Source organism: Candidatus Pelagibacter sp. PS_37 (genome assembly GCF_059417825.1).
Genome location: NZ_CM182067.1, coordinates 237889 through 250403, shown reverse-complemented (window position 1 = coordinate 250403; position 12515 = coordinate 237889). Strand labels below are relative to the sequence as shown.

The following is a 12515-nucleotide window of genomic DNA, read 5'->3' as shown; positions in this document are numbered from 1 at the left end:
TTTAGTATGAATGTTTTTTAGTAGGAAACTTACTTCTAATTACATCTTTCTTAAACTTTAGTGCAGCATCATTTATTTGTTTTTCAATATTTGAATACCTTTTCACAAATCTAGCTTTAATTTTATTCAGACCTATCAAGTCGTCAGTAACTAAAACTTGACCATCACAATGTACTGATGCCCCAATTCCAATTGTAGGAACTTTAACAGTTTTAGTAATTTCTTTTGCTAATGAGCTTTCAACACACTCTAAAACTATTGAAAATACACCAGCATCTTCTAAAAGTTTAGAATCTCTTAAAATAATTTTTCTTTCTGCTATTTCTTTTCCTTTAAATTTAAAATTTGTTGCAGATTGTGGCAGAACACCAAGATGTCCCATCACTGGAATTTTATTCTTAATTAAAGTTTTAATTATTTGAACTACCTTTTTACCCCCCTCAAGCTTGATTGCATCACACTTCGTTTTAGAGATTATTTTTTTTGCATTACTTAAGGCTTCTTTTGAGTTACGGTAAGTATTATGAGGCATGTCTACTACCATTAAACTTTTTTTAACACCCATTCTTACGCTTTTAGAATGTTCAATCATCATATCCAGTGTTACTTTTTTTGTAGAAGAAAAGCTATAAAGTACAGAGCCAAGGGAGTCGCCTACTAATACAAGGTCACAGTGTTTATCTATTATTGATGCTATATTTTTAGAGTAAGCAGTAAGACTTATAATTTTGGATTTATTTTTTTTTTAATAAAGTTTAAGATTTTTTGTCTCATTTTTTACCAAACACCTTCATTTTTCATTGAGGCCCAAGGTTCTTTAATTTCTAAATTACCCTCTTGTAAGATTTCTATAGAAATATTGTCTGGAGATCTGACAAATGCCATATGACCATCTCTAGGTGGTCTATTAATTGTATATCCCATATCTTGAAGTCTCTCACAAGTTTGATAAATATTTTCAACACGGTATGCTAAGTGACCAAAATTACGAGATCCATCACCTAATTCATCACCATCCCAATTGTAGGTTAGCTCTAGTTCAGCTTTTTCATCGCCAGGTGCTGCTAGAAAAATTAAGGTAAATCTGCCTTGCTCATTTTCCATTCTTCTAGTTTCAATTAAACCTAATCCCTTACAGTAGAAATCTAATGATTTTTCCACGTCTGAGATTCTGATCATGGTGTGTAAATATTTCATAATATTATGTACTCTATAGTAAAGTATTACTCTAATTCAATGGTACTAGGTGGTTTTGAAGTAACATCATAAACAACTCTGTTTATACCTCTAATATTATTAATAATTTGATTAGAGATTGATTGCATAAAACCCTTAGGGAAATCAAAAAAATCAGCAGTCATTCCATCTTCAGAGGTAATTGCTCTTAACAAACAAATATGTTCGTATGTTCGATTATCTCCCATAACACCCACAGTTTTTACTGGTAGGAGTGCAGCATATGCTTGCCAAATTTTATCATATAACCCATGTTGTCTTAAAGCTTTTATAAAATAGAAATCAGCCTCTTTTAAAATTTTAATTTTTTCATTGGTTATAATACCAGGCATTCTAATAGCTAGACCAGGACCGGGAAATGGATGTCTAGAGATTATGTCATTAGATAAATTAAGTTCTAATCCTAATTTTCTAACTTCATCTTTAAATAAAAATTTAAGAGGTTCTACTAATTTTAATTTCATTCTTTTAGGAAGGCCCCCTACATTGTGATGTGATTTTATTTTTGAAGTTTGACTACCGGTCACAGATTTACTTTCAATTAAGTCTGGATAAAGAGTGCCCTGAGCAAGAAATTTAACATTCTTAATTCTATTTGCATATCTTTCAAATATTTTAATAAATAGATTACCAATGATTTTTCGTTTTTTTTCAGGATCAGATACATTTGTTAATTTTCTAATAAATTCCTTTTCAGCATTAACATAAATCAAATTAATTTTTAATTTTTTCTTAAAAGTATTAACTACTTGTATTTCTTCATTTTTTCTTAAGAGACCGTTATTAACAAAAATACAAGTTAAATTTTTTCCAATTGCTTTGCTTAATAATTGTGCAACCACACTACTATCCACACCACCCGACAATCCACAAATTACTTTGTTGTCACCTACTTGGTCTTTAATTTCATTAATTAATTTTAATTTTTGATCTTTTGATGACCAGTTTTTTTTAATTTTACAAATAAGAAAAACAAAATTTCTTAATAAAATTTTACCTTTATTAGTGTGTGTTACTTCAGGGTGAAATTGTACACCATAAAAATTTTCTTTAATATTTTCAATAATTGTTAATTTAGAGTTTTTTGTAGAAGCTATAATTTTAAAATTTTTTGGCATTTTTGATACTTGATCAGCATGGCTCATCCAAACATCACTTCTATTATTTTTATTAAAAAAATTCTTAGTTAAAGTACTATTGGATACTTTGTTTATAGTGGCTAAACCAAATTCTCTATGTTTTGATTTTTTAACTTTGCCACCTAATAGTTTTGACAATATCTGATGTCCAAAACATATACCCAGGATTGGAATTCCAAGTTTTAATATCTTCTTATCAAATTTAAATTTATCATTTTCATAAACATTAAGAGGCCCACCAGACAGTATTATTCCAGCAATATTATCTTTTGTAATTTGAGCTATTTTTATTTTTTTATGACTTACAATTTCTGAAAAAACCCCTAATTCTCTTACTCTTCTTGCAATTAATTGTGTAAATTGAGAACCAAAATCGATTATTAAGATTTTACTTAAATTATTACTAAGACTCATTTTTAGGTTCCAAATTCTTTAAGGATTCTAAAATAGAATTTTTCTTATCACACAATTTATTGCAAATTTTTGAAAAATTATCTGCTAGTTCTTTTACTTTGGAATAATTAGATCTTTTTAACTCTATTTCCATAAGCATGTAGTTTGCTTCTTCATTTTTTGGATCAAGTAATAACACTGTATCTATATTTTTTTGTTCTTCTCTTTTGTTCTCTTCAAAATTATAAATTTTTGCTAAATACAAATATGAATCTTTGTCCTTAGGGTTAAAAACAATACTTCTTTGAAATAAAAATTTAGATTCTTCATATTTTTGTTCATCGTATTTATTTTTTCCTTCTTTAAAAAAGTTATTTTCTGCAAAAGAAGAGCTTCCAAAATTTAAAATTATAAATAGGACAATTATTAATTTATTTATTGTTCTCATTAATACTTGCTCTCATTTTTAACTTGATCAACATTATGAACCATACTTTCATAAAAACCAGCCTTAGTTATTTTTACAAAATTTGGTTTATTTTTAAGGTTTGGTACTTTTTTTGCACCTAGATATCCCATAGATGATTTTAATCCTCCAATTAATTTATAAATTATACTTTTCACATCACCTTTATATTTCACAAAACCTTCTACTCCCTCTGGAACATATTTAGATATATCTTTTTGTTTGGTTTGAAAATATCTATCAGCTGATCCTTTATTCATCGCACCAACTGATCCCATTCCTCTAAAACTTTTAAATAACTTACCATTTTTTTTAATTAGTTTTCCAGGTGTTTCTAAGCTTCCTGCAAACAAAGATCCAATCATTATAGCATCGGCACCTGCTGACAATGCTTTAGCTAAATCACCTGAATATTTAATTCCACCATCTGAAATTATTTTTACTTTATTGTTTTTAACACCTTTTTTAACTGCAAGGATCGCACTTAATTGTGGTACACCAATGCCTGCGACTAGCCTAGTTGTACAAATTGATCCTGGCCCTATTCCAACTTTAATAATATCTACTCCTAATTTTATTAAAAATTTTGCTGCTTCAGCTGTTGCAATATTTCCAGCACATAGAGTTGTTTTGTTTGTTTTTAATTTTTTTATAGCTTTAATAATTTCAGCTACTTTTTTGCTATGTCCATGAGCTGTATCCACAACAATTAAATCAACTTTTTCTTTTAAAATTGCTTTTGCTCTTTTAAGTTCTAAAGGACCAGCTCCAACTGCCGCACCAACTAATAAGTTTAATTTTTTAACTTTTTTAATTTCTTCAACTTGTTTTTTAATATCCAAATTTCTATGAATTACACCAATGCCTCCTGCTTTAGCTATTGCTATAGCCATTTTACTCTCAGTAACTGTATCCATTGCAGAGGATAATAAAGGTATTTTTAATGTTAAATTAGATGATAATTTAGTGCTGGTATCAACTTCAGAAGGTAAAACTTCTGAGTATTTTGGTGCCATTGTAACATCGTCAAAAGTGAGAGCTTCTTTTATAGGATCCATAATCATTTATATATGATTCCCCTCAAAAAAAAAGTCCCTATCTTAAGATTTTACAAATAATAAAACTTTCCTTAGATTCTTTTCTGCTAGACTTGGGTTTAAACACCTTCACTTCTTTAAATAATTTTTTGCCCAAAGCAACAATTTCGTTAAATGATGAGCCTAGAAAAATCTTAGAGACAAATCGTCCTTCTTTAACCAACATTTCTTTGGAAAAATTCATAGCCTCCATTGCAAGTTCACCAGTATAAATTGCATCTATATCTTTTATACCCGTTGTATTTACAGCCATATCAGAGACAACAACATCCACTTTTGATTTGAATAAAGCTTTTATTTTTTCTTGAGATTCTAAATCAGTAAAATCACCTTTGATTTGGATCGTATTCTCAATTTCTTCCATACCTTTTAAGTCGATTGAAACCAACCTTCCACTTTTTACTGTTCTTGAAATATATTGAGACCAGCTACCAGGTGATGCCCCTAAATCGATTACAGATATTCCATTTTTAAATATCTTAAATTTTTCATCTATTTCTATTAATTTATATGCTGATCTGGCTCGATACCCGTCTACCTGAGATTGTCTAACATAAATATCTCTTTTTTGTTTATTAATCCAGTTTTTAGAAATTCTATTTTTTTTCAATTAATGACCAAACCTTAAGCTTTTTGATAAAATTTTACCCTCTAAAGTTTTTATATCTATCTTTACTTCTCTATGTAATCTCATGTCTTTATCTCCATCCCAAATCCCAGATGCAAGATGTATTATACCCAGTTTATGATTGGGCAAGTAAGGCTCCACAAAGCTTTTTTCTTTTTCATTAAATTTTGGTAAAAGATTACTAACTAACCAATTGCAATTATGAGGTAGGAACTCTGTTTCTAAATCGTCAATGTAAACTGACATGTTAATAGCCAATTGTTCTGAACCAAAAATATTTCCAGCTTTAAGTGTTTGTTCTAAATTTTTTTGCCAAGTCGTCCAGCCAACTGAATTTTTTTCTAAAGAAAAAACACCAATATTAATATGTGGGGCGAAAGCAAGTTTCCGCGCTTTATCTATTCCAATTTTTGACTTTATTGCATGTTTAAAATTTTGAGATTTAATTATTGCTAATTGTCCAAATATCCATTTAACTTTGGACATTATTTTATATCCTGGTGTAAAGGTTTGAGTAATTCCTAATTTTCCATCTTCACAGGCCTTAAAATAAAGCTCTATTGAATTCCAATCCCCTACCCAAGCGTCACAATCTATCCATAAGAATTTTTCATAACTAGGAAAATATTTTGGTAAGAAAGCTCTAGATACCTGACTCTTTAACCATTCTCTTCCTTTAACTTTAAATGCTGGAACATCAATATCCCATTCGGCTGATTTAATTTCGTCTACTTTTTTAGATAATATAGCTCTTTGTTGCTCGGATAAACCTGCATCTAGAATGCAAATTGCTGTATCTTTGCTTTGTTCAAAACTTTTAATAGAATCGACCAATTCATTTAGTAATTCAAAGTAATTTGAGTCTGCCAGAGATACAATTACATTTTTTTTCATCTATAGAATGTCTTCAAGGTCTTCTTTAGTGTCACTTTCACCATTTAAAATTTTCTGTTTATAAATTTTTTGATAACTAAAATATCCAACTGGAATTAAGCAAATATAGATTAATCCACAAATGACCAAAACTTTAAATGTGTATATTAATAAAAGTCCAAAAAATAAAACAACACCAAACAATGCAAAAATTGTCAAGTGACGAGGAATAGAAATTTTTTTAAATGCAAATGTAGGTACTTTACTGATCAATAAAAATGATATCAAAATAAACAGTATTGGTACTACTATATCGTAATTAATTTTGATTAAATTTATCTCGCTTAGACTTAATATTAAAGGCATCAATACCAAAATTCCACCTGCAGGTGACGGCACACCCTCAAAGTAATTATCTTTCCATGATGGCTCAGAGTTTGAACTTACATTAAATCTTGCAAGTCTAAGAGCAACACAAACTACAAAAATCATTGTGAGTAACCAGCCAAATTTACCTAAATTATTTAAAGACCAAAAATACATTATAAAAGCTGGAGCTACTCCAAAGCTAATTAAATCTGCTAATGAGTCTAATTCTTTTCCAACTAAAGAAGTTCCTTTTAACATCCTTGCAACTCTGCCATCTAATGCATCAAAAATTGCGGCAAAAATAATAGCTATAATAGATAATTCAAACTTTTCATCTAATGCAAATTTAATGGAACTTAATCCAATACACACATTTATTAATGTCAGTGCATTAGGCAAAAGCATTCTAGCTTTTTTATCTGATACTATTTTAAAATTATTTTTTGGTTGTTCCATAAGCTACTTTTTAGCTAATAGTGTTTCACCAGCAATTGTTTTTTGTCCAACTTTAACTAACGATTCATAATTCTCAAAATAAACGTCAGCTCTACTTCCAAATCTAATCATACCAATTCTTTCACCTTGTTGTAATTGTTGATCCTTTGAAGATTCGCAAACAATTCTTCTGGCAATTAAACCGGCGATTTGAACAACTATTATTTCTTCGCCATGAGTATTTGTTATCTTGTAATAGTTTCTTTCATTGTCTTCACTTGCTTTATCAAGTGATGCATTTAAAAATTTTCCAGGCTTATAAAGTATTTCTGAAATTTTACCTTCACAAGGAGTTCGATTTACGTGACAATCAAATACGTTCATAAAGATACTAATCTTAGTAAATTTTCTATCTTCTAAACCTAATTCTTTTGGACCATCTACTTCATGGACCATCAAAACTTCACCGTCAGCAGGACTGGTTAGATAGTTTTCATCATTTATTGAAATTCGCTCTGGATCTCTAAAAAAATAATAAACCCATATCGATAATACTAGACCAATTAATCCTAGAAAAGTGCTCAGGACATATAAAAATATTGTTACAATGATAGCTATCGCTAAAAATTTGTAACCTTCAGAATGAATTTTTGGGAAAATTTTCTCTAACATAAGCTTCTATTTGATAATTTTTTATTAATATGTATATAAAGCACTAAATTACAATTACTAATATATATTATTCATTTATGGCTAAAATAAAGGTTAAAAATCCAGTTGTTGAACTAGACGGTGATGAGATGACTAGAGTCATTTGGGAATTCATCAAAAGTAAACTGATTTTGCCTTATTTAGATTTGGATATTAAATACTACGATCTTGGTATGAAAAGTCGTGACGATACCGATGATCAAATAACAATAGATTCTGCTAACGCAATTAAAGAACATAGTGTTGGTATAAAATGTGCAACAATTACTCCGGATGAAGCACGAGTTGAAGAGTTTAAATTAAAAAAAATGTGGAGATCTCCAAACGGAACGATACGAAATATTCTTGGAGGTACAGTTTTTAGAGAGCCTATAATTTGTAAAAATATTCCAAAACTTGTTCCAACTTGGACAGATCCTTTAATTATTGGAAGACATGCTTTTGGCGATCAATATAGAGCAACAGATTTTAAAGTACCTGGTAAAGGTAAAATGGAAATAAAATGGACTGCAGAAGATGGCAGTGATGAAATTAAATATGAGGTCTTTAACTTTCCTGGACCAGGAATTGCTTTATCGATGTACAATTTAGATAAATCTATAGAAGATTTTGCAAGATCTTGCTTTAACTATGGAATAATTAAAAAATGGCCTGTTTATCTTTCTACAAAAAATACTATTTTAAAAATTTATGATGGTAGGTTCAAAGATATCTTCCAAGATATTTTTGATAAAGAGTTTAAATCTGATTTTGATAAACTTAACATTACTTATGAGCATAGACTAATTGATGACATGGTTGCTTGTGCTATGAAATGGAGTGGTAAATATATTTGGGCTTGTAAGAATTATGATGGAGATGTTCAATCTGATACTGTGGCTCAAGGTTATGGATCATTAGGGCTAATGACAAGTGTTCTTCTTGCACCAGATGGAAAAACTATGGAAGCAGAAGCGGCTCACGGAACTGTAACTAGGCACTACAGAATGCATCAAGAAGGTAAAGAGACTTCTACAAATCCAATTGCTTCAATTTTTGCTTGGACTAGAGGTTTGGCACATAGAGGAAAATTAGATGGTAATGAAGATTTGATTAAATTTTCAACTACATTAGAAAAAGTTTGTATTGATTGTGTTGAAAATGGATCAATGACAAAAGATTTGGCAATTTTAATTGGGCCCTCAAGTAATTATCTAACGACTAATCAATTTTTAGATGAATTAGATGGTCAGCTTAAGAAAAAGCTTAATTAATTAATTTTTTAATATTTTCAAAAGACTCTTCAATTTTATCAGGCAAAGTTCCTCCGGCTTGTGCAAAGTCAGCTCTGCCACCACCGCCTTTACCCCCAATAACTTCTGAACCAGCTCTAACAATTTTTACAGCATCAAACTTTTTTTCTAATGTTTTGGTAACACCTACAGCTAAGCCAACTTTATTATCATTGATTGCATAAATTATAACTAACCCTTCACCAATTTCTTTTTTGCCTTCATCGATTAGCTTACGTAAATCCTTAAATGGTAAATCCATAATATTTTGAAATCTAACTTTAAATCCATTGATAGTTTGATCGTTGACTTTATTTTTATCTTTATCTTTTAATATTGAGATAACTGAAAGTTGATCAAATTGTTTATTAAGGTCTTTTATTAAAGTTACTTGATCCTTGTTTTGAAGATTAGGTTTTCCTCCTAATTTAATAATCTTTGTCTCTAATTCTTTTATAACTGCCTCATTTTTTTGATCCGACAAATTGGATTGGTTTTCTTTTTCTTTTAAAAAATCAGTTAACTGCACATCTCTTAATGCTTCAACTCTTCTTACGCCTGCAGCAATAGATGATTGGCTAATAATCTTAAATTTTCCAATATCAGCTGTGTTTACAACGTGAGTTCCTCCACATAATTCAGTTGAGAAAAATTTACCTTCTTCATCTCCCATAGACAAAACTCTAACTTCATCGCCATATTTTTCTCCAAATAAAGCTAAGGCACCATTTTCAACAGCTTCTTTTGGTGTCATTATTCTTGTTTTCACCTCTGACTTTTTTTCAATTATTGAGTTTACATAATGTTCAATTTTTCTAATCTCTTCGTCTGAAATAGGTTTCATATGACTAAAATCAAATCTTAATCGATCAGATTGAACTAAAGATCCTTTTTGGGTTACATGCTCACCCAAAACTCTTCTTAATGCTTCGTGCAACAAATGAGTGGCAGAATGGTAAGCTCTAATATTATTTCTTCTCTGTGTATCTATTTTTAATTCAACACTGTCTTTTAGTTTAACTGAACCTTTTTTAACTTTTCCGTAATGAGCAAATAAATCCCCTAATTTTTTTTGAACATCAGACACTTCAAATTCAAAAATCTCTTTAGAGATTATTCCAGTATCTGCAACTTGTCCTCCTGACTCTCCATAAAATGGTGTTTGATTTGTTATTATAATGCCTTCATCGTTTTCTTGTAGATCTTGAACCTCTTTATTATTTTTAAGAATTAAAGTGACTACACCTTCTGCTTTATCTGTAGAATATCCTAAAAAATCAGTTGCCCCTAAACGATCTTTTATATCAAACCAAATTTGATCTACCGAACTATCCCCTGATCCTTTCCAATTTTTTTTTGCTAATTTTTTACTTTCTTTCATTAATAAATCAAACTTCTCCCCATCGACAGTCATTGATTTATTTTTCAAAATATCTTCTGTTAAATCTAATGGAAAACCAAATGTATCATAAAGCTTAAATGCCACTTCACCAGGCAATATCTTTTCTACTTTCTCTAGCTCTTCATTTAATATTTTTATCCCTCTATCTAATAAAACCAAAAACTTTTCTTCTTCTGTTTTTAATGTTTCTTTTATTAAAGATTGTGCTCTTTCAAGTTCTGGATAATTATTAGACATTTCTTCTAGAAGCGTTTTAAAAATATTATAGAAAACTGGTTTTTTAGAACCAAGTAAATGTGAGTGTCTCATTCCACGTCTCATAATTCTTCTAAGCACATATCCTCTGCCTTCATTAGAAGGTAAAACTCCTTCTGCTAATAAAAATGAACTTGCTCGTAAATGATCTGCTATTACTCTAAAGCTTGATTGATTATCATCAGTTACTTTAACGTTTAATGTGTCAGATGCAGATAGTATTAGTTTTTTAAAATGATCTGTTTCGTAGTTATCGTGTGTTCCTTGTAATAGTGCCGCTATTCTCTCAAGACCCATACCCGTATCCACAGATGGTTTTGGTAAATTTATTCTCTTATCTTTTGAAATTTGCTCATATTGCATGAATACTAAATTCCATATTTCTATAAACCTATTACCATCTTCGTTTTTAGTGCCAGGTAAACCACCCTCTAGATGATCACCGTGATCATAAAATATTTCAGAACATGGTCCACAAGGCCCTGTATCACCCATTGACCAAAAGTTATCTGACGTTGCTATCTTGATTATTCTATCATCACTAAAACCAGCTATTTTCTTCCAAAAGTTAAATGCTTCTTCATCGTCATGATAAACTGTTACATACAGGCGATTTTTATCAATTCCGAACTCTTTAGTTATTAAATTCCATGCGTAACTAATTGCCTCTTCTTTAAAATAATCTCCAAATGAAAAATTTCCAAGCATTTCAAAAAATGTATGGTGTCTTGGTGTATAGCCTACATTTTCAAGGTCGTTATGCTTACCACCTGCCCTTACGCATTTTTGCGAAGTTGTTGCTCTTACATAGTCTCTTTTCTCTAATCCAGTAAATACATTTTTAAATTGTACCATTCCTGAATTTGCAAACATTAATGTCGGATCATTATTTGGAACTAAATTACTAGATTCAACAATCTTGTGATCATTTTTTTCAAAATAATCTAAAAAAGTTGTTCTGATTTGATTTAACGTTTTGTCAGCCATATAATTAAAATACAGCTTTTTTATTTGATGTCTAGATAAGTGTAGGGAAAAAAGGCGCTTAAATTAAGCGCCTTTTAATAATTAAAGATGACTTTAACTAATTCTTTTTAGATGGAGGTGTTACTTCTTCCTTTGTTTCCAGTTTAGGCTCCTCTATTTGATCTTTTGCTGCTTTTTCTGGATCTAGTGGATTACCTTCAATTTTTTTTGCTATCACTCCAGCCTTTTCTCTAATTGCCATTTCAATTTCTGCTGCAATTTTAGGATTTTGCTCTAAATAAGTTTTAGCATTTTCTCTTCCTTGGCCAATTTTTTCACCTTTATAAGCATACCAAGCTCCAGCTTTTTCAACAATGTCAGCTTTTGCACCAAGGTCAACTAATTCACCCACTTTACTAATACCTTTGCCGTACATTAGGTCAAATTCAACAACTTTAAATGGTGGTGCTACTTTATTTTTAACCACTTTAACTCTTGTTGAGTTACCAATAATTTCATCTCCATTTTTAATGGCACCAATTCTTCTAATATCCATTCTAACAGATGAATAAAACTTAAGTGCATTTCCACCAGATGTAGTCTCTGGACTTCCAAACATAACTCCAATTTTCATTCTAATTTGGTTAATAAAAATCATCATTGTGTTCGTGCTTGAGATTGAGCCTGTTAGTTTTCTTAAAGCCTGACTCATTAATCTTGATTGAAGTCCTACATGGTGATCTCCCATTTCTCCTTCAATTTCAGCTCTAGGTGTTAGCGCTGCAACAGAGTCAATTACGATAACAGAAATCGATCCTGATTTAACTAAAGTATCAGCTATTTCTAAAGCTTGTTCGCCAGTATCAGGTTGTGAAATTAATAATTCTTCAGTATCTACACCAAGTTTTTTTGCATAAATTGGATCTAAGGCATGCTCTGCATCTATAAACGCACAAATTCCTCCAGCTTTTTGGGCTTCTGCTAATACTTGCAATGCTAAAGTTGTTTTACCAGATGATTCTGGTCCATAGACTTCAATAACTCTTCCTTTTGGTAAACCACCTATTCCAAGCGCTACATCTAAACTTAATGATCCAGTTGAAATAGACTCGACGTCCATCGCTCTTCTTTGGCCAAGTTTCATTACTGATCCTTTTCCAAAATTATCGATAATTTGGCTCATTGCCGCGTCCAAAGCTTTGTTTTTTTCGTTGCCTTCTGATTGTTGCGCTTTTGTAGATTTAACTACTTTTAGGTTGTTTTTAGTCATTTTA

At 30.4% G+C, this 12515-nt stretch carries 11 protein-coding genes and 1 pseudogene; 1 reads left to right on the top strand and 11 read right to left on the bottom strand.

Annotated elements, in window-relative coordinates:
* Nucleotide 1: 1 nt before the first annotated feature.
* From panB to AC5SL9_RS01280, 9 genes and pseudogenes are all read right to left on the bottom strand, one after another.
* Nucleotides 2–774 (bottom strand): annotated as a pseudogene (panB, locus tag AC5SL9_RS01320) (3-methyl-2-oxobutanoate hydroxymethyltransferase).
* A 3-nt stretch (nucleotides 775–777) separates the two neighbouring features.
* On the bottom strand, nucleotides 778–1197 hold the full coding sequence (locus AC5SL9_RS01315) for a VOC family protein (protein ID WP_011281839.1): 420 nt from the start codon (nucleotides 1195–1197) through the stop codon (nucleotides 778–780).
* A gap of 26 nt (nucleotides 1198–1223) precedes the next feature.
* Nucleotides 1224–2789: a glutamine-hydrolyzing GMP synthase gene (gene guaA / locus AC5SL9_RS01310; RefSeq protein WP_494574195.1), complete on the bottom strand. Its 1566-nt coding sequence runs from the start codon at nucleotides 2787–2789 to the stop codon at nucleotides 1224–1226.
* Nucleotides 2779–3216, bottom strand: coding sequence for a tetratricopeptide repeat protein (locus AC5SL9_RS01305; RefSeq protein ID WP_494574194.1), 438 nt, complete (start codon nucleotides 3214–3216; stop codon nucleotides 2779–2781). The genes guaA and AC5SL9_RS01305 overlap by 11 nt, the downstream gene beginning before the upstream one ends.
* Nucleotides 3216–4292: an IMP dehydrogenase gene (gene guaB, locus AC5SL9_RS01300; protein WP_011281837.1), complete on the bottom strand. Its 1077-nt coding sequence runs from the start codon at nucleotides 4290–4292 to the stop codon at nucleotides 3216–3218. The genes AC5SL9_RS01305 and guaB overlap by 1 nt, the downstream gene beginning before the upstream one ends.
* A 37-nt stretch (nucleotides 4293–4329) precedes the next feature.
* Nucleotides 4330–4941, bottom strand: a complete 612-nt coding sequence (locus AC5SL9_RS01295; protein ID WP_006997257.1) for an RlmE family RNA methyltransferase — start codon at nucleotides 4939–4941, stop codon at nucleotides 4330–4332.
* Nucleotides 4942–5853, bottom strand: coding sequence for a glycosyltransferase (locus tag AC5SL9_RS01290; RefSeq protein WP_494574193.1), 912 nt, complete (start codon nucleotides 5851–5853; stop codon nucleotides 4942–4944).
* Entirely contained in the window at nucleotides 5854–6657 is an 804-nt protein-coding gene (pssA, locus tag AC5SL9_RS01285; RefSeq protein ID WP_006997259.1) for a CDP-diacylglycerol--serine O-phosphatidyltransferase, read from the bottom strand.
* A 3-nt stretch (nucleotides 6658–6660) separates the two neighbouring features.
* The gene (locus AC5SL9_RS01280; RefSeq protein WP_011281835.1) at nucleotides 6661–7308 is read right to left on the bottom strand and encodes a phosphatidylserine decarboxylase; all 648 of its coding nucleotides are present in this window, start codon (nucleotides 7306–7308) and stop codon (nucleotides 6661–6663) included.
* A gap of 77 nt (nucleotides 7309–7385) precedes the next feature.
* On the opposite strand from AC5SL9_RS01280, the gene AC5SL9_RS01275 reads away from it, so the two are divergent.
* Entirely contained in the window at nucleotides 7386–8600 is a 1215-nt protein-coding gene (locus AC5SL9_RS01275; protein WP_006997261.1) for an NADP-dependent isocitrate dehydrogenase, read from the top strand.
* Here AC5SL9_RS01275 and alaS read toward each other — a convergent pair.
* Nucleotides 8593–11262 (bottom strand): alanine--tRNA ligase, encoded by a 2670-nt coding sequence (gene alaS / locus AC5SL9_RS01270; protein ID WP_494574192.1) that lies wholly within the window; start codon nucleotides 11260–11262, stop codon nucleotides 8593–8595. The genes AC5SL9_RS01275 and alaS overlap by 8 nt on opposite strands.
* A gap of 97 nt (nucleotides 11263–11359) precedes the next feature.
* On the bottom strand, nucleotides 11360–12511 hold the full coding sequence (gene recA / locus AC5SL9_RS01265; protein WP_018413918.1) for a recombinase RecA: 1152 nt from the start codon (nucleotides 12509–12511) through the stop codon (nucleotides 11360–11362).
* Nucleotides 12512–12515 lie beyond the last annotated feature (4 nt).

Coding starts and splice junctions, on each gene's coding strand:
- alaS (WP_494574192.1), bottom strand. CDS start 11,262: ATGGCTGACAAAACGTTAAATCAAATCAGAACAACTTTTTTAGATTAT.
- AC5SL9_RS01275 (WP_006997261.1), top strand. CDS start 7,386: ATGGCTAAAATAAAGGTTAAAAATCCAGTTGTTGAACTAGACGGTGAT.
- AC5SL9_RS01305 (WP_494574194.1), bottom strand. CDS start 3,216: ATGAGAACAATAAATAAATTAATAATTGTCCTATTTATAATTTTAAAT.
- pssA (WP_006997259.1), bottom strand. CDS start 6,657: ATGGAACAACCAAAAAATAATTTTAAAATAGTATCAGATAAAAAAGCT.
- guaA (WP_494574195.1), bottom strand. CDS start 2,789: ATGAGTCTTAGTAATAATTTAAGTAAAATCTTAATAATCGATTTTGGT.
- AC5SL9_RS01315 (WP_011281839.1), bottom strand. CDS start 1,197: ATGAAATATTTACACACCATGATCAGAATCTCAGACGTGGAAAAATCA.
- recA (WP_018413918.1), bottom strand. CDS start 12,511: ATGACTAAAAACAACCTAAAAGTAGTTAAATCTACAAAAGCGCAACAA.
- AC5SL9_RS01280 (WP_011281835.1), bottom strand. CDS start 7,308: ATGTTAGAGAAAATTTTCCCAAAAATTCATTCTGAAGGTTACAAATTT.
- AC5SL9_RS01290 (WP_494574193.1), bottom strand. CDS start 5,853: ATGAAAAAAAATGTAATTGTATCTCTGGCAGACTCAAATTACTTTGAA.
- guaB (WP_011281837.1), bottom strand. CDS start 4,292: ATGGATCCTATAAAAGAAGCTCTCACTTTTGACGATGTTACAATGGCA.